Origin of the sequence: Providencia vermicola (genome assembly GCF_010748935.1) — a bacterium.
Taxonomy (GTDB): domain Bacteria; phylum Pseudomonadota; class Gammaproteobacteria; order Enterobacterales; family Enterobacteriaceae; genus Providencia; species Providencia zhejiangensis.
The window spans coordinates 1,033,366-1,058,105 of the sequence record NZ_CP048796.1; the positions used below are offsets into that span (position 1 = coordinate 1,033,366).

Annotated in this window: 16 protein-coding genes, 3 tRNA genes, 3 rRNA genes and 1 other annotated feature; of the genes, 18 read left to right on the top strand and 4 right to left on the bottom strand. The window is 43.5% G+C overall.

From position 1 onward, the window contains the following. Positions 1–3 precede the first annotated feature (3 nt). On the bottom strand, positions 4–795 hold the full coding sequence (locus tag G3341_RS04415) for a cytochrome C assembly family protein (protein WP_154625114.1): 792 nt from the start codon (positions 793–795) through the stop codon (positions 4–6). Positions 796–1,202: 407 nt separating this feature from the next. On the opposite strand from G3341_RS04415, the gene ffh reads away from it, so the two are divergent. The 8 genes from ffh (at position 1,203) to G3341_RS04455 (ending at position 9,268) form a co-directional block, all read left to right on the top strand. Then, positions 1,203–2,564: a signal recognition particle protein gene (ffh, locus tag G3341_RS04420; RefSeq protein ID WP_154625115.1), complete on the top strand. Its 1,362-nt coding sequence runs from the start codon at positions 1,203–1,205 to the stop codon at positions 2,562–2,564. A gap of 136 nt (positions 2,565–2,700) precedes the next feature. Further along, a complete protein-coding gene (gene rpsP / locus G3341_RS04425) occupies positions 2,701–2,949 on the top strand; it encodes a 30S ribosomal protein S16 (RefSeq protein WP_154625116.1) in 249 nt (82 codons plus the stop codon). An 18-nt stretch (positions 2,950–2,967) separates the two neighbouring features. Further along, positions 2,968–3,516, top strand: a complete 549-nt coding sequence (gene rimM / locus G3341_RS04430) for a ribosome maturation factor RimM (RefSeq protein ID WP_154625117.1) — start codon at positions 2,968–2,970, stop codon at positions 3,514–3,516. Between the two features lie 38 nt (positions 3,517–3,554). Further along, positions 3,555–4,319: a tRNA (guanosine(37)-N1)-methyltransferase TrmD gene (gene trmD / locus G3341_RS04435; protein WP_154625118.1), complete on the top strand. Its 765-nt coding sequence runs from the start codon at positions 3,555–3,557 to the stop codon at positions 4,317–4,319. Positions 4,320–4,366: 47 nt separating this feature from the next. Next, the gene (gene rplS / locus G3341_RS04440) at positions 4,367–4,720 is read left to right on the top strand and encodes a 50S ribosomal protein L19 (protein WP_154625119.1); all 354 of its coding nucleotides are present in this window, start codon (positions 4,367–4,369) and stop codon (positions 4,718–4,720) included. 478 nt (positions 4,721–5,198) lie between these two features. Then, entirely contained in the window at positions 5,199–6,293 is a 1,095-nt protein-coding gene (locus G3341_RS04445) for a 3-deoxy-7-phosphoheptulonate synthase (RefSeq protein WP_167520910.1), read from the top strand. A 14-nt stretch (positions 6,294–6,307) separates the two neighbouring features. Further along, positions 6,308–7,429, top strand: a complete 1,122-nt coding sequence (gene tyrA, locus G3341_RS04450; protein ID WP_163860773.1) for a bifunctional chorismate mutase/prephenate dehydrogenase — start codon at positions 6,308–6,310, stop codon at positions 7,427–7,429. A 288-nt stretch (positions 7,430–7,717) separates the two neighbouring features. Next, positions 7,718–9,268, top strand: coding sequence for a methyl-accepting chemotaxis protein (locus G3341_RS04455; RefSeq protein ID WP_163860774.1), 1,551 nt, complete (start codon positions 7,718–7,720; stop codon positions 9,266–9,268). 109 nt (positions 9,269–9,377) lie between these two features. On the opposite strand, the gene pheA is transcribed toward G3341_RS04455, so the two are convergent. From pheA to bamD, 3 genes are all read right to left on the bottom strand, one after another. Further along, positions 9,378–10,550, bottom strand: a complete 1,173-nt coding sequence (gene pheA / locus G3341_RS04460; RefSeq protein ID WP_167520911.1) for a bifunctional chorismate mutase/prephenate dehydratase — start codon at positions 10,548–10,550, stop codon at positions 9,378–9,380. A 27-nt stretch (positions 10,551–10,577) separates the two neighbouring features. After that, positions 10,578–10,706, bottom strand: a sequence feature (Phe leader region). A 140-nt stretch (positions 10,707–10,846) separates the two neighbouring features. Continuing rightward, positions 10,847–11,176 carry a ribosome-associated translation inhibitor RaiA gene (gene raiA / locus G3341_RS04465; protein ID WP_154624347.1) on the bottom strand — a complete coding sequence of 110 codons (330 nt, stop codon included), beginning with the start codon at positions 11,174–11,176 and terminating at the stop codon, positions 10,847–10,849. A gap of 373 nt (positions 11,177–11,549) precedes the next feature. Continuing rightward, positions 11,550–12,281, bottom strand: coding sequence for an outer membrane protein assembly factor BamD (gene bamD, locus G3341_RS04470; protein ID WP_154624350.1), 732 nt, complete (start codon positions 12,279–12,281; stop codon positions 11,550–11,552). Positions 12,282–12,419: 138 nt separating this feature from the next. On the opposite strand from bamD, the gene rluD reads away from it, so the two are divergent. The 10 genes from rluD (at position 12,420) to G3341_RS04520 (ending at position 24,222) form a co-directional block, all read left to right on the top strand. Continuing rightward, positions 12,420–13,397 carry a 23S rRNA pseudouridine(1911/1915/1917) synthase RluD gene (gene rluD, locus G3341_RS04475; protein ID WP_154624346.1) on the top strand — a complete coding sequence of 326 codons (978 nt, stop codon included), beginning with the start codon at positions 12,420–12,422 and terminating at the stop codon, positions 13,395–13,397. After that, positions 13,397–14,131: a purine nucleoside phosphorylase YfiH gene (yfiH, locus tag G3341_RS04480; protein ID WP_163860775.1), complete on the top strand. Its 735-nt coding sequence runs from the start codon at positions 13,397–13,399 to the stop codon at positions 14,129–14,131. The genes rluD and yfiH overlap by 1 nt, the downstream gene beginning before the upstream one ends. A gap of 126 nt (positions 14,132–14,257) precedes the next feature. Further along, complete coding sequence (gene clpB, locus G3341_RS04485) at positions 14,258–16,831, top strand: ATP-dependent chaperone ClpB (protein WP_154624344.1); 2,574 nt, start codon at positions 14,258–14,260, stop codon at positions 16,829–16,831. A 637-nt stretch (positions 16,832–17,468) separates the two neighbouring features. Beyond that, positions 17,469–19,008, top strand: a 16S ribosomal RNA gene (locus G3341_RS04490). A 65-nt stretch (positions 19,009–19,073) separates the two neighbouring features. Next, a tRNA-Ile gene (locus tag G3341_RS04495) sits at positions 19,074–19,150 on the top strand. Positions 19,151–19,282: 132 nt separating this feature from the next. Further along, positions 19,283–19,358, top strand: a tRNA-Ala gene (locus G3341_RS04500). A gap of 330 nt (positions 19,359–19,688) precedes the next feature. Then, positions 19,689–22,774, top strand: a 23S ribosomal RNA gene (locus G3341_RS04505). Positions 22,775–22,893: 119 nt separating this feature from the next. Beyond that, positions 22,894–23,009 (top strand): 5S ribosomal RNA (gene rrf / locus G3341_RS04510). The 16S, 23S and 5S rRNA genes sit together here with 3 tRNA genes alongside, the layout of an rRNA operon. Positions 23,010–23,064: 55 nt before the next feature. Next, positions 23,065–23,141: transfer RNA gene (locus tag G3341_RS04515), tRNA-Asp, on the top strand. Positions 23,142–23,433: 292 nt separating this feature from the next. Beyond that, the gene (locus tag G3341_RS04520) at positions 23,434–24,222 is read left to right on the top strand and encodes an endonuclease/exonuclease/phosphatase family protein (RefSeq protein ID WP_163860776.1); all 789 of its coding nucleotides are present in this window, start codon (positions 23,434–23,436) and stop codon (positions 24,220–24,222) included. Positions 24,223–24,740: the final 518 nt, after the last annotated feature.

A 24,740-nucleotide genomic window follows, 5' to 3' on the forward strand; every position in this document is an offset into this window, starting at 1 on the left:
GCGTTAAGATACCAGAATTTGTTGCATCAACCGGTTGCCAAAGAATGCCATTGTTAGAATAAAGGCTCCAGCGACGTGGAAAAATAGAACTCGCTTCCCTCTCCAACCACCGTGGAAATGGCCCCACAGTAAAATAATATAGACGAACCAAGCGATAACCGATAAGACAGATTTATGGATATTCTCTTTATCAAAGATATTATCCATATAAATAAAGCCTGTGCATAAGGTTAAGGTGAGTAGGATCACACCAACTTGGGTGATATGGAACATTTTGCGCTCAATGACCATCATAGGCGGCATATCTGAACTGAATTTCAGGGTTTTATTCTTTAGTTGAAAGTCTATGAGTGCAACTTGGAATGCATATAGTGCAGCGATTAAGAGTGTCGCATAACTCAGTAACGCTAAACCAATATGAATGAAGAGGGGGACACTGCCTTCTAGGTGGGTGATAAACTCACCGGGCATAATGGTGGATAACATTAAATTGATGACAGCAAAACTATAGACAATCGGCGTCAAATACCAAGCTTTGCCCTTATAAGCCACGACGGTCATAATAATACACATGAGTAAACTCACGGCGGAACCTAAGTTTAATAATGTGAGGTTTTGTCCTTCATCACCACGAAAAATCAGTAACTTTAGCGTTATTGCATGAGTTATCAGTGCAATAACGGCCAATAAAAGGGCTAGTCGGCGATAGACAGGTTGTTTTCGAACCTGGCCGGGTACGATCAGCGATAGGCTGAATAGGTATGTACAAACTGCTATGACTGCAAATACTGGCATAGTATAGTGTCGTTATTCATTTTAAGTGGATTATATTGTGTAGTATAACTCGTGGAGCTGCCGGCTCCAACCATTGGTACAGTTAATAAGCCTCTTCTTAATCGTTAATCGCATGATAAGAGCGCCTCTCACGGAGTATGACTGTTCATTTTATGATTGAAATCTGATTTTACTATTCAGTCAGTCAAATCAATACTAACAGAGTGAAGCGAATAAACGTCAGGTGTGATACACTGTGGCGAAAAATTTCGGCGTTGGTTTCAGTTGTGGCTGTCATCGGTTATGCACCTTTGAAAAATAATGAGTGAGTGTTGTCTAAATTAGCCATTGCGTACTTGTATTTTTAAGTATCAATAACCAGATAGAGTGTTGACAGTAGGCCCATAAACAGAATTGAGTTAAGACATATGTTTGATAATTTAACTGACAGACTATCGCGCACTTTGCGCAACATCAGCGGGCGTGGGCGTCTGACTGATGAGAATATTAAAGATACATTGCGTGAAGTTCGTATGGCTTTGCTGGAGGCAGACGTAGCGCTTCCCGTTGTCCGTGAATTTATTCAAAAAGTAAAAGAAAGCGCTGTTGGCCAAGATGTCAATAAAAGCTTAACTCCAGGTCAAGAGTTCATCAAAATTGTTCAGAATGAACTGACCAAAGCCATGGGTGATGAAAACCATCAACTTAACCTCTCGGCGCAGCCACCAGCGGTTGTCTTGATGGCTGGTTTGCAAGGTGCGGGTAAAACCACAAGCGTTGCAAAACTGGGTAAGCTTTTAAAAGAGAAACAAAAGAAAAAAGTTTTAGTGGTCTCTGCTGACGTTTATCGCCCAGCAGCGATTAAACAGCTAGAGACATTGGCAGAAACGGTTGGTATTGATTTTTTCCCTTCAGATGCCAAAGAAAAACCCGCAGCAATCGTACAGAAAGCTTTAAAACACGCTCAGCTACAGTTCTATGATGTGTTGTTGGTGGATACCGCAGGTCGTTTACACGTTGATGAAGCGATGATGGACGAAATTAAAGAGGTCCATCGCATTATCAATCCTGTAGAAACCCTGTTTGTTGTTGATGCGATGACAGGTCAAGATGCCGCGAATACGGCTAAAGCTTTTAATGAAGCGCTACCGCTTACTGGGGTGGTGTTGACGAAAGTTGATGGTGATGCGCGTGGTGGTGCGGCTTTATCCATTCGCTCAATTACAGGTAAGCCAATCAAATTCTTAGGGGTTGGTGAAAAAACGGATGCTTTAGAACCTTTCCACCCAGAACGTGTAGCGTCCCGTATTTTAGGTATGGGAGATGTGTTATCTCTTATTGAAGAGATCGAACACAAAGTTGACCGCGATCAGGCAGAAAAACTTGCTAAAAAGCTGAAAACAGGTGACGGTTTTGATTTAAATGACTTTTTAAGTCAGTTAAAACAGATGCGCAATATGGGCGGCATGGCGAGTATGATGAGTAAGATACCTGGAATGTCTCAAGTTCCAGATGCTGTTAAGTCGCAAATGGATGATAAAATCACTATCCGAATGGAAGCGATAATCAATTCAATGACGCGTAAAGAACGTGAAAAACCTGAAATTATCAAGGGGTCACGTAAACGTCGTATTGCCGCTGGTTCAGGTACGAGTGTTCAAGAAGTCAACCGCCTTTTGAAGCAATTTGATGATATGCAACGCATGATGAAAAAGATGAAAAAAGGCGGTCTTGCCAAGATGATGCGTGGCATGAAAGGAATGATGCCTCCGGGTTTTCCGGGGCGTTAAGCAACAAAGCTAGAAAGAATATGCACTTTTGATTGATTTTTACGTCAAAGCGAGTAAAATTTTCGGGCTTTTTATATGACAGCCGGACTCTATCCCTCGATGGAGTCTGGTTGTTTTATTAACTAATGAGGATGTTATGGTAACAATTCGTTTATCTCGTGGCGGCGCAAAAAAGCGTCCGTTCTACCAAATCGTTGTAACCGATAGCCGCAATGCGCGTGACGGTCGTTTCATCGAGCGTGTTGGTTTCTTCAACCCAATCGCTTCAGGTCAAGCAGAAGAACTGCGTTTAGACTTGGATCGTGTTGAGCACTGGGTTGGTAAAGGCGCAACTATTTCTGACCGTGTTGCACAACTGGTCAAACAAGCTAAAAAAGCAGCTTAATCTGTCACGGTGGTAACTATGGGCAAGCAAGTAAATCTAGCGACTCCTACTCACCCAATCGTCTTGGGGAAATTAGGCGCTGCATATGGAATTCGTGGTTGGCTCAAAGTTTTTTCCTCCACCGAACATGCTGAAAGTATTTTTGATTATCAGCCTTGGTTTATTCAACGTTCAGGTCAGTGGCAACATGTGGAACTGGAAGATTGGAAACACCATAACAAAGATATCATTATTAAACTTAAAGGGGTCGATGACCGCGATGCAGCAACGTTGTTAACTAATTTTGAAATAGTCGTTGATTCAACGCAACTTCCTGAATTAGATAATGATGAATATTACTGGAAAGACCTTATGGGCTGCCAAGTAGTGACACTGCAAGGTTATGATCTCGGGACCATCACCGATATGATGGAAACCGGTTCTAATGATGTCATTGTGATTAAGGCAAATCTAAAAGATGCATTTGGCATCAAGGAGCGGCTGGTTCCGTTTCTTGATGGGCAGGTTATCAAGAAAGTCGATCTTAAATCTAAACTCATTGAAGTTGATTGGGATCCTGGTTTTTAAATCTCCGGTTGAACGGTTTTAATGAGTGGGACTAAATAATGTGGATTGGTGTAATTAGCCTGTTTCCCGAAATGTTCCGCGCAATAACCGAGTACGGGGTAACTGGTCGGGCAGTGAAAAATGGCCTACTGTCTGTCGAGTGTTGGAATCCACGCGATTTCACTCACGATAAACATAAGACAGTTGATGATCGCCCCTATGGTGGTGGTCCAGGCATGCTGATGATGGTGCAACCTTTAAAGGATGCTATCAACACAGCAAGAACTGAGGCTGGTGAGGGTGCGAAAGTTATTTATCTGTCACCTCAGGGACGCAAACTCAGCCAAGAGGGGGTTTGCGAATTGGCAACGAATGAGAAGCTAATTCTTGTTTGTGGTCGATATGAAGGCATTGATGAGCGAATCATTCAAACCGAAATTGATGAAGAATGGTCAATCGGTGATTATGTTCTCAGTGGTGGGGAACTCCCCGCGATGGTGTTGATTGACTCGGTGTCTCGGTTTATTCCGGGAGTACTTGGTCATCAAGCTTCTGCACAAGAAGACTCTTTTGCAGAGGGACTACTTGATTGTCCACACTATACCCGTCCTGAAGTGTTAGACGGCATGCAAGTACCTGATGTTTTATTATCCGGTAACCATGCAAAGATAGATAGCTGGCGTATGAAACAATCACTTGGCCGTACCTGGCTTAGAAGACCTGAGCTTCTGGAAAGCCTAGCTCTGACTGACGAGCAGAGGATGTTGCTGACTGAATTTCAAAATGAATATTGGTCTGAGCAACAAGTGAATCCAGACAATTAAAATAATTGTCTAACATATATCAGTTTACCTAGGGTAAGAGAATTATTATGAGCAACATTATTAAACAACTTGAACAAGAGCAGATGAAGCAGGACGTACCTTCATTCCGTCAGGGTGATACTGTGGAAGTTAAGGTATGGGTCGTAGAAGGCTCTAAAAAACGTCTGCAGGCATTTGAGGGCGTGGTTATTGCTATTCGTAATCGCGGTCTGCACTCTGCATTCACTGTTCGTAAAATTTCTAACGGCGAAGGTGTTGAGCGTGTATTCCAAACTCACTCTCCAGTCGTAGATAGCATCACTGTTAAACGTCGTGGTGCCGTTCGCAGAGCTAAACTGTACTACCTGCGTGAGCGTTCTGGTAAGGCAGCTCGTATTAAAGAGCGTCTGAACGCCAAGTAATACGCTTTCGCTACATCCGAAAGAATATAAGGCCCGCCCCAGTGCGGGCCTTTATATCTCTGTCATCTTTCGGCCCGTACATTGCTGGTTGCACTCCTTCAGCTATATCAATCCCTCAATATCTCACTTATACACTGCTTACCGGCAACATGGACAGATAAGAGTGATCCTTTTCAACAATCATTAAGGATTCCGATTCTTATTTATTAAGATATTATTAATTTGATCTGTCTCATTTCATACCATTACCAAATTGTAAACTTATGATTACACTCTCTTTCTGTTTGTGTGTTTTTTGAGCGTTAATAAAAGAGGTGGATATTTTATTGTTTGCTTTTTCAATTGGTTATCTTTGTGTTCATTTTTATTTACATCACTGTAATTATTTTACAGTTTTGGATTGTAATCTTTACGTTCCATGGTATGTTATTAACCAGCACACAAACACAATATATAAACAGTTAAGCAGGTAATAAAAATGATCATGCAAAAAGATGTACTCAATAATGTGAATATTCGTGATGAACAGGTATTAATTACACCTGAGGCTCTAAAACAAAAATTTCCACTGAGTCACAGCAACCTGCATGCCATCGCGGCTTCGCGTAAAGTCATTGCTGATATTATTCATCAACGCGACCCACGCTTACTCGTGGTATGCGGCCCTTGTTCTATTCATGATGTCGATGCGGCTATTGAATACGGCCAACGTTTACAGAAACTTGCTGCTGAATTGAATGACAGTTTATATATTGTGATGCGTGTTTATTTTGAAAAACCTCGTACAACTGTTGGCTGGAAAGGTTTAATTAGCGACCCATTAATGGATGGTTCGTTTGATATGGAAAAAGGCTTACATATTGCTCGCGACTTGCTGACAAACCTTGTTAATATGGGGCTACCTTTGGCGACAGAGGCTTTGGATCCTAATAATCCTCAGTACTTAGGTGATCTTTTCAGTTGGTCTGCCATTGGTGCAAGAACAACAGAATCGCAAACACACCGTGAAATGGCATCTGGTCTATCAATGCCTGTAGGATTTAAAAATGGTACCGACGGTAGCTTATCGACAGCGATTAATGCGATGAAAGCGGCGTCTATGCCTCACCGTTTTATGGGAATTAATCAATCAGGTCAAGTGAGTTTGTTGCATACAAAAGGCAATGAAAATGGACATGTTATTTTGCGTGGCGGTAAAACACCAAACTATAGCCCAGAAGATATTGCTGCCTGTGAAGCTGAAATGCGTAAAGCTGGACTTGAACCGTCATTGATGGTTGATTGTAGCCACGGTAACTCGAATAAAGATTTCAGGCGTCAACCGTTGGTTGTTGACTCTATCATCGAGCAAATTACTCATGGAAATAAGTCAATAACCGGTATTATGTTAGAAAGCCATTTACATGAAGGCAATCAAAGTTCTGAACAGCCACGTAGCGAAATGAAATATGGCGTGTCAGTGACCGATGCTTGCATTGATTGGGAAACAACCGAAACAGTATTGTGTAAGCTCCATCATGCATTGCAGCCAGTGCTTGACGAACGTGCTGAAAAATTTGAAATTGCAAGTTGATACAAGGTATAGGTATGTCTGCTGAATTATCTCATCTGAGAGAACAAATTGATGAGGTTGATAAATCGTTATTAGATTTGTTGGCTAAACGCTTACAACTGGTTGCTGAAGTCGGTGAAGTCAAAAGCCAACATGGTTTGCCTATTTATGTCCCTGAACGAGAGTCAAGCATGTTGGCTGCTCGCCGCCAAGAAGCAGAACGGATGGGGATACCGCCTGATTTAATAGAAGATATTCTTCGCCGCGTGATGAGAGAATCTTACGCTCGCGAAAATGATAAAGGATTTAAAACCCTGAAACCTGATGCTGGCCCAATTGTGATTGTGGGTGGTGATGGCAAAATGGGGCGCTTGTTTAATCGTTTACTGACACTCTCAGGTTATCAAGTTAAAACGCTGGGTGAACAGGATTGGGCGCAAGCAGAGTCAATTCTTTCTGGTGCTAGCGTTGTTATTATCAGTGTACCGATTCATTTGACAGTACAGGTAATTGAACGACTGCCAAAATTGGATAAAGAAACAGTCCTCATAGATATTGCATCGGTTAAAGATAAGCCTTTAAAAGCGATGTTAGCAGCGCATGCAGGACCTGTTTTAGGCTTACACCCCATGTTTGGTCCTGATGTAGGAAGTGTTGCTAAACAAGTATTTGCCTTTTGTGATGGCCGAGATAGCGAATCTTACCAGTGGTTCCTAGAGCAATTACAGGTTTGGGGAGCCCGCTTGAAAAAGATTACAGCCAGTGATCATGACCGTAATATGAGTTTTATTCAGGCGTTGCGCCATTTTACAACTTTTACGTATGGTCAAAATTTAGCGCAGGAACATGTGGATCTACAGCAGTTGTTAGAGTTGTCATCGCCTATATATCGCTTGGAACTGGCAATGGTTGGGCGTCTATTTGCTCAAGACCCTCAATTGTACGCTGATATTATTATGTCATCCGATGAAAATATTGAATTAATTCGCCGTTACTATCAGTTACTCGGCCAATCTATAGAGATGCTCGAACGTAAAGATAAGGCCGAATTTATTCGACAATTTAATGAAGTAAGCGATTGGTTCGGGGAAGATGCTCACCATTTTATGAAAGAAAGCCAATCGCTGTTGCAAAGAGCCAACGACAACCGCAAGTAGCTTTTAAAAATGGCTCCTATATAAGGAGTCATTTTTATGTGTCGTCAAAAATTCGCCGCAATTTACCTACCTGATCTTTACCATCTACACGTAATTTCACTTATTTTGATTTTTTGTAATTAAAAATACTGTACTCATTTACTTGTATAGTTATTTATATTGCTATTTTTTAATAATATCTATTTATAGAGTGAATATTTATAAATTAAACGATTTAACTGATAAAGTTAGTGAATAATTTACCGATATTAATTCTCATAAAGTGACAGTTTTATCGGTGAGGAATCTATGTCTTTGAAGGATATGAAAATTAGCGCAAAATTATCCATTGCGTTCGCTTTCTTTATTTTACTTATATTAGTGAGTTCGGCGTTTTCTTTCGTCAGCTTGAACAAAGCCAACAACGGTATTCAAACAATCATCTATAAAGATTATCCAATGACTGTTAGAGCTAATCAGCTAATGGATAATTTTTATTCTTATATTGGCATACAGGAGTTGATACTTCTGGATGATCGAGATAGCGATAGGCGTCGAAATGAACTAAAAAAAATTAGTTCAAACGTCGCCCAGCTTTTGAAGGAATTAGATGAAAACGCAATGGATGAGCCCTCTAAAGAGGGGCTAATTCAGATCCGTGATGTTCGTCAGCGCTTTCTACAATCTCAGGCCCGCTTAAATGAATTCTTAAATAATAACAATCGCAGTGCTGCTATTGATGAGATGATGAATAATACGTCAGCTATTCAACGTGAGTACCGTGAAAGAGTTCAAAACTTCATCGAAGTTCAGAATAGACGCATGCAAGCAGCTGCTGGGGTTGTAGAAAGTAATTATAATTTTAATAAATGGTTATTAGCGACTCTTGTGATTATTAGCATTGCAACAGGCTGTGGTATGGGCTGGTTTATTGCACAATCGATCACACGCCCATTGAGCCAAGCCGTTGGTTTTGCTCAAGCGATAGCATCGGGAGACCTAACACAACATGTTGCAGCCAGATATCGCGATGAAACAGGTATACTATTACAAGCGTTAGTTGAAATGAAAACACGCTTACTTGAGATAGTTAGAGAAGTTCAACATGGCTCCGAGAGTATTTCAGCTGCCGCAGGCCAAATTGTGGCAGGAAACCAAAACCTAGCGGCAAGAACAGAAGAGCAGGCGACATCCGTAGAAGAAACGGCGAGTTCTATGGAGCAAATTACATCCACGGTACAAAATACCGCTGATCATACCCATCAAGCGACGCAGCTTGCGGCAGATACTGCTGTTGCTGTAACCAAAAATGGGCGAATGATGAATCAAGTGACAGAAAAAATGCGGGTTATTCATTCTTCATCAAGCCAGATGACAGATATCATTAATCTCATTGATTCGATTGCATTCCAAACCAATATTCTTGCTTTAAACGCTTCTGTTGAAGCCGCAAGGGCTGGTGAGCATGGGCGTGGTTTTGCCGTTGTTGCAGGTGAAGTGAGATTATTAGCGCAAAAAAGTGCGAATTCAGCGAATGATATTCGAGGCCTTATTGAAAATTCTCTCGCTCAGACGAAGGAAGGCATGGAATTAGTTGAACATGTTGAATCTCAAATTAATGACATGGTTAAAAATGTCGATGAAATCGATCAACGTTTGCAAGAAATAGGCCAAGCAAGCCATGAGCAAAGTTCGGGGATCTTGCAAATCAATAGTGCAGTTGGGCAGCTTGATGCGACAACGCAGCAAAATGCGAGTTTAGTTGAAGAATCCGTTGCCGCAGCGGCGTCACTTAATGAACAAGCATTGCACCTTAAACAATTGGTGAACTATTTCCGTATCGACTTTGCAAATAGATAACATTATTAAATCAAAATAATGGTGTTATTGATGATGTCATTGAAATAGGTTGGTGATGATATAAAGCCAGTGTGTATTGACTGGCTTTATATTTTGCAATGTCACTCGATTATGGCGCGATTTTCTCGGGTTCAACAGGAACGATATTTTCAGAAGGGTAGCAACCAAGAACTTTAATAGAACGTGTAATGGCTGATAACTCTTTTAATGCCTGTTGCATATTCCCAGAACGTAGGTTGGCATGCACATCTATATAAAACATCTCTTCCCAAGGTTTGCCATTGATAGGACGAGACTCGAGCTTACTCATGATAATCTTATTATTTTTTAAGATGATAAGTGCATCAACAAGGGCACCTGCTTGTTGGCCTGTTGTGATAAGTAATGTGGTTTTTGCAGGTACTTGCTCTGTAACTTCAATGGATTGTTGAGCAACGACAATAAAACGCGTCATGTTAATTTGCTGATTAGCTAAATTATGCTCGAGAACCTGTAAACCATACAAGGCACCACCCGCTTCGCTACCGAGCGCTGCAACATGCGGTGAGTTTTGTTGGGCGACATTTTGCATCGCGGTTGAAGTGCTATCACAGTATTCAATTTTCCAATGTGGGAACTGAGCTAAATATTGACTGCATTGTTGGAATGGCTGCGGATGACTATAAACCGTTTCTATTTTACTGAGATCAGTGCCCCCAACGGTAAGCAGGCAGTGATTGATGGGGAGACGAATTTCACCCACAATCGATAATGTGGTGTTTTGCAATAGATCATACACATCATTGATTGCACCTGAGCTAGTATTCTCTATTGGTAAAATACCATAATCGGCTTGGCCACTTTCAACGAGAGAGAAAATATCTTGGAATTTATGGCAACTACACTCAACCAATTGGTCAAAATGACGAGCTGAATATTGGCGTGCAGCAATATGAGAATATGAACCTTTAGGGCCTAAAAATGCGAAACGCGCAGAGTCATTGGGTGTTAAGTTTAAATATTGCTGCAAGATGGCTTGCTGCGTAAGTACGGAATCTTCAATGATCATTTGAAAGAGACGTGTCACATAAAAACCATCTAACCCTAGTGGTTTAGCTTTATTAATCAACACATCTAATAATTGACGTTCACGTTCTTTATCCCGTATTGGGCGGTTATCTTCTAATTTTGTCTGTGCAACTTCAACGGCATATCCACGCCTTTTGGCTAGGAGTTCGAGAAGTTCGCTGTCCAATTGGCTAATTTTTTTTCGTATCTTCAGTAAATTAGTGCTGTTATCCATCCTACCCGCCCTATAAAACATCGCTGAAACAAAAAAGCCCCCTAATTTAGGGGGCTTGCAAATCTTGTCATCTTTTCTTTCTCAAACGACAAAAGCCCCTAATAGGAGTGGCTAAAGCTAAAGAAAGAAAAGAAAACAAAATTCATATGCATAATAATATCACCATTGTTTGTCTAGTCTTTAAATAGACCTGATACAAGAGCAGATGTCAACAAAAAAGAAGCTGTTCAACTAAAAACGCGCCTATGGTAGGCGCGTTGGCAAGGTTTCAAGATAAGTTTGTAGATAATATAAAATTATAACGTAACGAGGTTCGCTTCTTTTACACTATTGCTGGCTCTTCTTGATTCTCCTTTATGTTGCACTTTATTAAGTTGTCTTTCGAGTTTGTTAATCAATTCATTTATGGCAACGTACATATCTTCATGTTTTGCGCTAGCAACGAGTTTTCCTGTGGCTGTTTTAATATTGGCATCTACCATAAAACCTTGTGGTTCTTTTGATAAGACAACATGAGGACTAATTAAATTGACTTGCCATTTTTCAAGTTTAGTCAGACGGCTTTCAATGTGATCTCGGATAGCTGGGGTAATATCCATTTGTTTGCTAGTTATGTTCACTATCATATAGTTACCTCTCATTGTTTCCGCCTTTGATGTATTCAGAATACTGACTATTTATCTAAAAAACTTGACATAGGTCACACTTGAAGAATGCAGTTACACTTCGTGATCTGAACTGTGATTCAGGATAAAAAAGAAAGGGAAAGGGATTGCCAAGTTAAGGTTCTTGGGCGAAACTGAAATAGTTGACTATCAATACGGTTAATAGTCGGTACTCTTTTTGGGTTAAAATTCGCAATTGGCGTAAAATGCGAAAAATACTCTGGAAAATCAACAGAACCGAATTTATTTCGGGATGAACCTATCTTTATCACGCCATACTGGAATAAAAAAAACAGCAGCCGAGGCTGCCGTTTTCAATCGTTACTGACTAGCGTTAGTTTGCATTGGCGGCGAGTAAGCTATTAACTTTATTAGCTTCGACATCTAACCCCATCTGCTTATAAGCTATTTCCATATATTTTAGTGCTTTATAGGTAGCTTCAGTATCTGGGTAATCCCTTAACATTTGTTGAGCACGATTGACAACCGCGACATAAGCCCCGCGTTTGTTGTAGTATTCAATGACAGAAAGGTCAAACCTTGCTAAGCGATCTTTTAAATAAACAAGACGTTTACTAGCATCGTTAGCATAGAGGCTGTTAGGATAATAGCGAACTAACTGACTAAAATCTTTGAAGGCAACACGTGCATGTTGAGGATCTCTGTCTGAACGGTCGATACCAAAGAAACCTTGCAGTGCACTGTCATCAAGTGCCATTGCCGTTAACCCGCGCATATAAAGAACATAGTCAATATTTGGGTGAGTTGGGTTTAAACGCATAAAACGGTCAATTGCTGCTATCGCCATTGGTAGCTCAGCTGATTTATAATAAGCATAAATCAGATCTAATTGCACCTGTTGTGCGTAAGGGCCAAATGGATAACGGTTATCCAATGCTTCCAGTTGTTTGATGGCTGCTTTGTAGTTACCATCCTGCAACTTTTGCTGACCAATACTGTACATTTCAGCCGGAGTGCTATCAGGGCTGACTTCATTATTGCTGGAGCATCCGGTGAGTACCAGGCTCAACGTGGCAGCAGCCACCAGATATTTTATACGTATCATCACGTGTTGGTTATCCTCTGAGTGTTTCGAGGGAGACTATCCGTAAGGCTCCCGGCAAAATTCGAGTTACAATAGCATACATTTTAAATAAAACGGCACTGCCGTCAAAACACAAACACTAAAAAAGTAGATTAATTTATGGCTCAACAAGTACAACTTAATGCAACTGTTGCTGAATCACAGCTCGGTCAACGTTTAGATCAGGCTTTAGCGGAATTGTTCCCTGATTATTCGCGTTCACGTATAAAAGAGTGGATTTTAGATGATAGAGTGCAGGTTAATGGGAAAGTTATCAATAAGCCAAAGGAAAAAGTTTTAGGCGGAGAAGAAATTTTAGTTGATGCATTAATTGAAGAGGACAATCGTTGGGAGCCACAAGATATTCCTCTTGATATCGTTTATGAAGACGATGATATTCTCGTGATTAATAAGCCTCGTGGATTAGTTGTACACCCTGGCGCAGGAAATCCAGATGGCACGATATTAAATGCCTTATTGTATCGTTACCCTGAGATTGCCGATGTGCCACGAGCAGGTATTGTGCACCGCTTAGATAAAGACACAACAGGGCTGATGGTTGTGGCAAAAACAGTTCCTGCACAAACTCGTTTAGTTGAGTCGTTACAATTACGTGAAATTACACGTGAATATGAAGCAGTTGCGGTTGGGAGAATGACGGCTGGCGGCATGGTGGAGGAGCCTATCTCACGGCATCCGACTAAACGCACACATATGGCTGTTCATCCAATGGGAAAACCCGCATTGACACACTATAGGGTTATGGAGCACTTTAGGGCTCATACACGTTTGCGTCTACGCTTAGAAACCGGTAGAACACACCAAATTCGTGTCCATATGGCACATATCAATCATCCTCTTATTGGTGATCCTCTGTATGGTGGGCGTCCACGTCCGTTAAAAGGGGCGAGTGAAGCATTTTTTGAGGTGATGCGTAAATTTGACCGTCAAGCGCTGCATGCCACGATGCTTCGGTTGTATCACCCAATTTCTGGTATTCAAATGGAGTGGCATGCGCCTCTGCCAGATGATATGGTTGAGCTTATTGAAGCCTTAAAAGCAGACTATCAACTGCACAAAGACGATATGGATTGGTAATGAACTCATTGATTTTTCCTGACTGGCCACAACCTAAAAAGGTCTCATGCTGTAGCACCACACGTATTGGTGGGGTCAGCTCATCTCCATTTGATAGCCTAAATTTGGGTGATCATGTTGGTGATGAGCCAATGGCCGTCAGTGAAAATCGTTACCGCCTTCAGGCATTAGCAGGGTTGCCACAACCGCCGTTATGGCTCGAACAAGTCCATGGTACAAAAGTATTATGCTTAGATGGCAGCGACATTGAAAATAAACAAGCTGATGCCGTTTACACTCATCAAACGGGCGTTGTTTGTGCCATCATGACGGCAGATTGTCTGCCGGTTCTCTTTTGTAGTCATGATGGACAAGAAGTTGCCGCTGCTCATGCCGGATGGCGTGGGTTATGCGATGGTGTTCTTGAAAATACAGTTGCTCAGTTTTCGTGCCCCAGAAATCAAATTATGGCTTGGCTAGGCCCTGCAATTGGCCCCCGCAAATTTGAAGTCGGGCCAGAGGTCAGAGACGCTTTTATCAAGCAGTCAACTGAGCTGGCCGCAGGTTTTGCTATTCATGGCGACAAATTTTTAGCGGATATCTATTTATTGGCACGTAAAAAGTTGCAAGCCGTTGGCGTAACTTCAATTTATGGTGGGGAGTTTTGTACCGTGAGTGACAAAAACAGATTTTACTCCTACCGTCGTGAGGGAAAAACGGGGCGCATGGCCTCATTAATATGGGTAAATAACTAGTGTTTAGTGAGTTATTCTGAATTAACCCATATGGATGAAATAATTCATTTATAAACTTGAATAAATAAAAATAGACCTCATCTATTCTCCAGAAGCAATTTTAATCTCATTTTTAGTGGAGGTGTTATGCGTCTGGATCGTTTAACTAATAAATTCCAGCAAGCTCTCGCTGACGCCCAGTCATTAGCCCTTGGGCGCGAAAACCAGTTTATTGAACCTATTCATTTATTAAGTGCACTGTTTAATCAAGAAGGTGGCTCTGTACGACCTCTTTTGACAACGGTGGGTGTCAATGTCGGGCAGTTGCAACAAAAAATTGAAGAAGCGCTTTCGCGTTTACCGCAAGTGCAAGGGGTTGCCGGTGATGTGCAGCCTTCAAGTGATTTGATCCGTCATTTAAATTTATGTGATCAACTAGCACAAAAAAATGGTGATGAATTTATCTCCTCTGAATTATTTCTTCTTGCAGCTTTAGAAGCGAATACATCACTTGCGGATATGCTTAAAGCAGCCGGTGTCAATAAAGCGAATTTAAATAAGGCAATAGAACAAATGCGTGGTGGCGAAAAAGTGAATGACCAAGGTGCTGAAGACCAGCGCCAAGCGTTAAAGAAATTTACTGTTGACCTGACAGAGCGTGCGGAACAAGGCAAGTTAGACCCAGTGATTGGTCGTGATGAAGAAATTCGCCGTACTATTCAGGTATTACAGCGTCGTACAAAGAACAACCCTGTGCTGATTGGTGAGCCTGGCGTTGGTAAAACCGCGATCGTTGAAGGATTAGCGCAACGTATTGTGAATGGTGAAGTGCCTGAAGGTCTGAAAAACAAGCGTGTTTTATCCTTAGATATGGGAGCCTTAATCGCAGGTGCTAAATACCGTGGTGAGTTTGAAGAGCGTTTAAAAGGCGTACTGAGTGACCTTGCTAAGCAAGAAGGTAATGTCATTCTATTTATTGATGAATTGCATACCATGGTTGGTGCGGGTAAAGCGGACGGTGCCATGGATGCGGGGAACATGTTGAAACCTGCATTAGCACGCGGTGAATTGCACTGTGTGGGGGCAACAACACTTGATGAGTATCGTCAATATATAGAAAAAGATCCGGCTTTAGAACGTCGATTCCAAAAAGTGTATGTTGCAGAGCCAAGCGTTGAAGACACAATCGCTATTTTACGTGGTCTGAAAGAGCGCTATGAGTTGCACCACCATGTGCAGATTACGGACCCAGCAATCGTCGCAGCGGCAACGTTATCTCATCGCTATATTACGGATCGTATGTTACCGGATAAAGCGATTGACTTAATTGATGAAGCTGGTGCGAGTTTGCGTATGCAAATGGACTCGAAACCTGAATCGCTTGACCGTTTAGAGCGCCGTATCATTCAGCTCAAATTGGAACAGCAAGCCCTGAAAAAAGAGTCCGATGACGCGAGTAAGAAACGTCTTGATATGCTCGAAGAAGAGTTAGCGGAAAAAGAGCGTGAATATTCTTCATTAGAAGAAGAATGGAAAGCAGAGAAAGCGTCATTAACAGGTACACAGCATATAAAAGCCGAGTTAGAGAACGCACGCTACGAAATGGAGAAAGCACGTCGTAGTGGTGACCTCGGAAAAATGTCTGAACTGCAATATGGCCGTATTCCTGAGTTGGAAAAACAGTTAGATGCAGCGACTAAAGCAGAAAATAAGAGTATGAAACTTCTGCGAAATAAAGTGACTGATGTCGAAATCGCTGAAATTCTAGCTCGTTGGACTGGTATACCTGTTTCTCGTATGTTGGAAAGCGAAAGAGAAAAACTATTACGTATGGAACAGCAATTACACCAGCGCGTAATAGGCCAGGATGAAGCGGTAGTTGCGGTATCGAACGCTATTCGTCGTAGCCGTGCAGGTTTGTCAGACCCTAATCGCCCAATAGGTTCATTTATGTTCTTGGGGCCAACTGGGGTTGGTAAAACGGAATTATGTAAAGCACTGGCAAACTTTATGTTTGATAGTGATGATGCGATGGTTCGTATCGATATGTCCGAGTTTATGGAAAAACATGCCGTTTCACGTTTAGTGGGGGCTCCTCCAGGATATGTGGGGTATGAAGAAGGTGGTTATCTAACTGAAGCCGTTAGACGTCGCCCTTATTCTGTTATTCTCTTGGATGAAGTCGAAAAAGCACACCCAGATGTCTTTAATATTTTATTACAGGTATTGGATGATGGGCGCTTAACGGATGGCCAAGGTCGTACGGTCGACTTCCGTAATACCGTTATTATTATGACATCAAACCTCGGTTCTGATTTAATTCAAGAACGTTTTGGTACTATCGGTTATTCAGAAATGAAAGATATGGTTATGGAGGTTGTAGCACATAGCTTTAGACCTGAATTTATTAACCGTATCGATGAAGTGGTCGTGTTCCATCCATTAGGTAAAGAACATATTACAAACATTGCGAATATCCAGCTTGGTCGTTTATATAAACGTCTTGAAGAACACGGCTATGAAGTTACCGCATCATCTGCGGCATTGGAAAAAATTGGTGAAGCAGGGTTTGACCCAATCTTTGGTGCTCGTCCATTGAAAAGAGCAATCCAACAAGAGATTGAAAACCCTCTGGCACAAGAAATATTGTCAGGTAAATTGATCCCAGGTAAACCAATAGTCTTAGATGTGGAGAATGATGAGATAGTCGCTAAACAGTAACTATTCGCTTTTCAATTAGGTAATAGAATCCAAGGCGGCCTTAGGGTCGCCTTTTTATCACCTTTTTTCATGAAAAGAGGCCCTTTTTGCTATAAAAACGCACCAAAAGTGTAAAAAATAATCAGTCGTCAAATTTTTTAAAAAAAAGACTTGCTAGAATTTTCTGACTCCCTATAATGCGCCTCCACTGACCGACGATGAGCCAACACAGAATGTGATGGCAAGCCCAAAAGGCTAACGACGGCAGGCGAGAGAATCTGAAAAGATAAGCGAAAAAAAAGCTTGACTCTCGATGAGGAAAGCGTAATATACGCCACCTCGCGACAATGACCTAAACGGTTAATATCGAAAGATAAAGTCGCAACGCTCTTTAACAATTTATCAGACAATCTGTGTGGGCACTCACAGGACACTATCAAAAAAATATTTGATTTTAAGTCTTGAAGAGTGACTAACACGTTAATTCATATATGAACTAACAATGTGCAATTCGATTGTGGAAGGATAACGCGAAGGCGAGTGAGCATTTCCGAGACAGTACTGAGGTACGGCGAGGAAAGCGGAGCGAAGCCGACAATGTTAGCCGAACAGAAGCGAATTGATAAACAGTTTAATTCTTTGAGCATCAGACTACTTTTAATTGAAGAGTTTGATCATGGCTCAGATTGAACGCTGGCGGCAGGCCTAACACATGCAAGTCGAGCGGTAACAGGGGAGGCTTGCTTCTCGCTGACGAGCGGCGGACGGGTGAGTAATGTATGGGGATCTGCCCGATAGAGGGGGATAACTACTGGAAACGGTGGCTAATACCGCATAATCTCTAAGGAGCAAAGCAGGGGACCTTCGGGCCTTGCGCTATCGGATGAACCCATATGGGATTAGCTAGTAGGTGGGGTAATGGCTCACCTAGGCGACGATCCCTAGCTGGTCTGAGAGGATGATCAGCCACACTGGGACTGAGACACGGCCCAGACTCCTACGGGAGGCAGCAGTGGGGAATATTGCACAATGGGCGCAAGCCTGATGCAGCCATGCCGCGTGTATGAAGAAGGCCCTAGGGTTGTAAAGTACTTTCAGTCGGGAGGAAGGCGTTGATGCTAATATCATCAACGATTGACGTTACCGACAGAAGAAGCACCGGCTAACTCCGTGCCAGCAGCCGCGGTAATACGGAGGGTGCAAGCGTTAATCGGAATTACTGGGCGTAAAGCGCACGCAGGCGGTTGATTAAGTTAGATGTGAAATCCCCGGGCTTAACCTGGGAATGGCATCTAAGACTGGTCAGCTAGAGTCTTGTAGAGGGGGGTAGAATTCCATGTGTAGCGGTGAAATGCGTAGAGATGTGGAGGAATACCGGTGGCGAAGGCGGCCCCCTGGACAAAGACTGACGCTCAGGTGCGAAAGCGTGGGGAGCAAACAGGATTAGATACCCTGGTAGTCCACGCTGTAAACGATGTCGATTTGGAGGTTGTGCCCTTGAGGCGTGGCTTCCGGAGCTAACGCGTTAAATCGACCGCCTGGGGAGTACGGCCGCAAGGTTAAAACTCAAATGAATTGACGGGGGCCCGCACAAGCGGTGGAGCATGTGGTTTAATTCGATGCAACGCGAAGAACCTTACCTACTCTTGACATCCAGAGAACTTAGCAGAGATGCTTTGGTGCCTTCGGGAACTCTGAGACAGGTGCTGCATGGCTGTCGTCAGCTCGTGTTGTGAAATGTTGGGTTAAGTCCCGCAACGAGCGCAACCCTTATCCTTTGTTGCCAGCGATTCGGTCGGGAACTCAAAGGAGACTGCCGGTGATAAACCGGAGGAAGGTGGGGATGACGTCAAGTCATCATGGCCCTTACGAGTAGGGCTACACACGTGCTACAATGGCGTATACAAAGAGAAGCGACCTCGCGAGAGCAAGCGGAACTCATAAAGTACGTCGTAGTCCGGATTGGAGTCTGCAACTCGACTCCATGAAGTCGGAATCGCTAGTAATCGTAGATCAGAATGCTACGGTGAATACGTTCCCGGGCCTTGTACACACCGCCCGTCACACCATGGGAGTGGGTTGCAAAAGAAGTAGGTAGCTTAACCTTCGGGAGGGCGCTTACCACTTTGTGATCCATGACTGGGGTGAAGTCGTAACAAGGTAACCGTAGGGGAACCTGCGGTTGGATCACCTCCTTACCATTGAAGTGTTTTGTGAAGTGTTCACACAGATTGTCTGATGAAATAGAGTCAACGGTATCAATAGGCTTGTAGCTCAGGTGGTTAGAGCGCACCCCTGATAAGGGTGAGGTCGGTGGTTCAAGTCCACTCAGGCCTACCAAAATCGAATTAATACTGCGTTATAACTTAGCTCGTTTACCCGCGTAAACGTCGCCAAGTTATGCCTTGTCTAAATTCGATTTGGCTTTTAATTTCTTGATTAAAGAAAAGACGATACTGTTAAACCTGTTATGGGGCTATAGCTCAGCTGGGAGAGCGCCTGCCTTGCACGCAGGAGGTCAGCGGTTCGATCCCGCTTAGCTCCACCATAATACTTTTGAATTATTCAGAATAGATTAGTTATAGTCTATTGCGAATAATTATGCTCTTTAACAATCTGGAACAAGCTGAAAATTGAAACAACGCACATTGTTTATCGCTTAAACAATGTGAGAGTCTCTCAAAAATCTCAACGCGAATGCTGTTTTGTCATGATGGCAACTGTAATGAGCGAGCAGTGTGAAATTCAAGGCGGACAGCGCACAGCAAGCGCAGCGTACATTGGTACGTGAGCATTGCGAGCACTGCCCAACGCAGAAGTTCACCACGCGCAGCCATTACCGGTCAGAACGACACGAAAAGACACCTTCGGGTTGTGAGGTTAAGCGACTAAGCGTACACGGTGGATGCCTAGGCAATCAGAGGCGATGAAGGACGTGCTAATCTGCGAAAAGCGTCGGTAAGGTGATATGAACCGCTATAGCCGACGATGTCCGAATGGGGAAACCCAGTGCAATTCGTTGCACTATCGTTTGATGAATCCATAGTCAAACGAGGCGAACCGAGGGAACTGAAACATCTCAGTACCTCGAGGAAAAGAAATCAACCGAGATTCCCCTAGTAGCGGCGAGCGAACGGGGAGCAGCCCAGAGTCTTAATCAGCATCAGCATCAGGAGAACGGTCTGGAAAGTCCGGCAGTAAAGGGTGATAGCCCCGTATCCGAAGGTGTTGGTGTTGTGAACTCGACGAGTAGGGCGGGACACGTGTTATCCTGTCTGAATATGGGGGGACCATCCTCCAAGGCTAAATACTCCTGATTGACCGATAGTGAACCAGTACCGTGAGGGAAAGGCGAAAAGAACCCCGGCGAGGGGAGTGAAATAGAACCTGAAACCGTGTACGTACAAGCAGTGGGAGCCCCATCACTCAAGTGCCTCGGCAATTGAGTGAGGGTTTAAACAACCACCACAAGAACAGCGCAGGATTTGCAAACAAGATTGGCTGATTTTTTCAAGCCGCAGCGCAGTGTACATAGAAGTACACGAGCAGCGGAAGTTAAAAAATCGGGCAAGATTGGCCGCAAAGACAAGCGGGACATTTGAGGATGGGGTGACTGCGTACCTTTTGTATAATGGGTCAGCGACTTATATTCTGTAGCAAGGTTAACCGTATAGGGGAGCCGTAGGGAAACCGAGTCTTAACTGGGCGATTAAGTTGCAGGGTATAGACCCGAAACCCGGTGATCTAGCCATGGGCAGGTTGAAGGTTGGGTAACACTAACTGGAGGACCGAACCGACTAATGTTGAAAAATTAGCGGATGACTTGTGGCTGGGGGTGAAAGGCCAATCAAACCGGGAGATAGCTGGTTCTCCCCGAAAGCTATTTAGGTAGCGCCTCGTGAACTCATCTTCGGGGGTAGAGCACTGTTTCGGCTAGGGGGTCATCCCGACTTACCAACCCGATGCAAACTACGAATACCGAAGAATGTTATCACGGGAGACACACGGCGGGTGCTAACGTTCGTCGTGAAGAGGGAAACAACCCAGACCGCCAGCTAAGGTCCCAAAGTCATGGTTAAGTGGGAAACGAAGTGGGAAGGCTCAGACAGCCAGGATGTTGGCTTAGAAGCAGCCATCATTTAAAGAAAGCGTAATAGCTCACTGGTCGAGTCGGCCTGCGCGGAAGATGTAACGGGGCTAAACCATGCACCGAAGCTGCGGCAGCGACATGTAAATGTTGTTGGGTAGGGGAGCGTTCTGTAAGCCTGTGAAGGTGTGCTGCGAGGCATGCTGGAGGTATCAGAAGTGCGAATGCTGACATAAGTAACGATAATGCGGGTGAAAAACCCGCACGCCGGAAGACCAAGGGTTCCTGTCCAACGTTAATCGGGGCAGGGTGAGTCGACCCCTAAGGCGAGGCAGAAATGCGTAGTCGATGGGAAACAGGTTAATATTCCTGTACTGGTGATAATTGCGATGGGGGGACGGAGAAGGCTAGGCTGGCCGGGCGACGGTTGTCCCGGTTTAAGGATGTAGGCAGGTGAATTAGGCAAATCCGGTTCACTACATGCTGAGGTCTGATGACGAGTCACTACGGTGGCGAAGTAGCTCATGCCCCGCTTCCAGGAAAAGCCTCTAAGCTCTAGATTATCATTAATCGTACCCCAAACCGACACAGGTGGTCAGGTAGAGAATACTCAGGCGCTTGAGAGAACTCGGGTGAAGGAACTAGGCAAAATGGTGCCGTAACTTCGGGAGAAGGCACGCTGGCGCTAGGTGAAGTCCCTCGCGGATGGAGCTGAAGCCAGTCGCAGATACCAGCTGGCTGCAACTGTTTATTAAAAACACAGCACTGTGCAAACACGAAAGTGGACGTATACGGTGTGACGCCTGCCCGGTGCTGGAAGGTTAATTGATGGGGTTATCCGTAAGGAGAAGCTCTTGATCGAAGCCCCAGTAAACGGCGGCCGTAACTATAACGGTCCTAAGGTAGCGAAATTCCTTGTCGGGTAAGTTCCGACCTGCACGAATGGCGTAATGATGGCCAGGCTGTCTCCACCCGAGACTCAGTGAAATTGAACTCGCTGTGAAGATGCAGTGTACCCGCGGCAAGACGGAAAGACCCCGTGAACCTTTACTATAGCTTGACACTGAACATTGAGCCTTGATGTGTAGGATAGGTGGGAGGCTTTGAAGTGTGGACGCCAGTCTGCATGGAGCCAACCTTGAAATACCACCCTTTAATGTTTGATGTTCTAACGTGGCCCCATCATCTGGGGTGCGGACAGTGTCTGGTGGGTAGTTTGACTGGGGCGGTCTCCTCCCAAAGAGTAACGGAGGAGCACGAAGGTTGGCTAAGCATGGTCGGACATCATGCGGTTAGTGCAAAGGCATAAGCCAGCTTGACTGCGAGAGTGACGGCTCGAGCAGGTACGAAAGTAGGTCTTAGTGATCCGGTGGTTCTGAATGGAAGGGCCATCGCTCAACGGATAAAAGGTACTCCGGGGATAACAGGCTGATACCGCCCAAGAGTTCATATCGACGGCGGTGTTTGGCACCTCGATGTCGGCTCATCACATCCTGGGGCTGAAGTAGGTCCCAAGGGTATGGCTGTTCGCCATTTAAAGTGGTACGCGAGCTGGGTTTAGAACGTCGTGAGACAGTTCGGTCCCTATCTGCCGTGGGCGTTGGAAGATTGAAAGGGGCTGCTCCTAGTACGAGAGGACCGGAGTGGACGCACCACTGGTGTTCGGGTTGTCATGCCAATGGCACTGCCCGGTAGCTAAGTGCGGAAGAGATAACCGCTGAAAGCATCTAAGCGGGAAACTTGCCTTGAGATGAGTCTTCCCTGACTCTTTAAGGGTCCTAAAGGAACGTTTAAGACTAAGACGTTGATAGGCTGGGTGTGTAAGCGTAGCGATACGTTGAGCTAACCAGTACTAATGAACCGTGAGGCTTAACCTGACAACACCGAAGGTGTTTTAGAGAGAACGTTGTGAAGCGCACGCAGAGTGCGAGAAATTAGCTTGTTCAAGATTGCTGTTCTGGTTGGTGTAAGCCGACGGGAACGAAAACCGAATTTGTCTGGCGGCAATAGCGCGGTGGTCCCACCTGACCCCATGCCGAACTCAGCAGTGAAACGCCGTAGCGCCGATGGTAGTGTGGGGTCTCCCCATGTGAGAGTAGGGAACTGCCAGACATTAAATTAAAGACTTATTGCGAAGCGATAAGCAGCCGTTAGGCGAAAGAATAGTGGAGCGGTAGTTCAGTTGGTTAGAATACCTGCCTGTCACGCAGGGGGTCGCGGGTTCGAGTCCCGTCCGTTCCGCCACTTATTAAGCCCCGTGAGATTTCTCACGGGGCTTTTTACTATTTGTAAAATCAGTTTTGCTCTGCAATTTCTTTGCTCATGCTTTCCTTATTTAGCCGTTATAGTGAATGATAAAGAGGCATCTTGTAATATTCTATAAAGCACTCAAAAATGGTTAGTATACAGTCATTATAAGGGGGGTTAGTCTTAACTTCATAAGATATAACATGATAGCTTTGATATACTACAAGCCATGTCGTTTCTAAACTTGTTAGAATACGGTTAACTTCTCATTTTTGTAGGGATTTAAAACGTGGCGAAAAGAACCTATTCTGTTAGATATATTGCAGGTCAACCCGCTAAACGTATCCAACCCATGCCTGTACATATGTTAGGAGAATCACTACCCGTCGGATTACCTTTATTTGCAGCAGGTGAAACCTTAGATGTTCTGACATGGAATATTTATAAGCAGCAACGTCCAAATTGGAAGATTGTGCTAGATGAGCTTGTTAAAGGTAAAAAGCTGATCCTACTGCAAGAAGCACAAATGTCCCCAGAGCTTGTTTCATTTGCGGCATCGCATCAATTAATTGCAGACCAAGTGCCTGCTTTGCCTTTCTCTCCGCATCCTGCTGGCGTAATGACACTTGCGACTTCTCATCCTATATATTGTTGTCCACTACGAGAAAAAGAGCCTTTATTGCGTTTAGCAAAATCTGCATTAATAACGGTGTATCCGCTGCCGAATGGAAAGCATCTGATGGTAGCGAATGTACATGCGATTAACTTTAGTTTTGGGGTCGATGTTTACACACGACAATTAAGTAAATTAGGTGACCACATTGCTAAACATGTTGGTCCTGTATTGCTAGCTGGTGACTTTAATGCTTGGAGTCGGCAAAGAGTGAATGCATTAAAACGCTTTGTGAGGAGTGTTGGGTTAAAAGAAGTTGGCTATGATCATGACCAACGAACTAAAGCCTTTGGAAGACCTTTAGATTATTTATTTTATAGAGGGCTGAAGGTAAAGGATAGCTACGTTACAAATACCGATGCTTCCGACCATAACCCGATTATAACTCAATTTGAACTCGTTTAGTTTTATTGGCGTTAACCGTCTCTTTTTCTAATTGTTATTTTCACCTTATACTTTAGTGGTATTCTTATTATGCAGAAGGGAGTTTAATATCTTCAACTCTTCTTTATAGCACTTTTCTCGATAGACTCGTTACCCCGATTAAGAAACCGGTTAGTAATAGCCAAGTTAATATTGATAAGAGCAAAAAATAGCTCCCCCATCCCGTTCATTGTTGCATCTCGAATCTTTTATCGTAAAGGTATCATTAAACCAATTACTGCCAATACAGAGACGATTTGGCTATTGATATTTGAGATAGGGATTAACGGCATATTGCGATTATAAAGAGATGTATAGAGCAATAGATAAGTAACACTATCTTATTATCCATAATATTGGAGATGAAAAAATTTTATAAGATGTATTATTTCATTGTTAAATTGTTGGTCGTTACAGAGGGGGTAATAAACAAATCTAAAAAAGAATATTATTATTTCATTAAGTGATAAATTATATGATTAATTATAATTAAATTGATT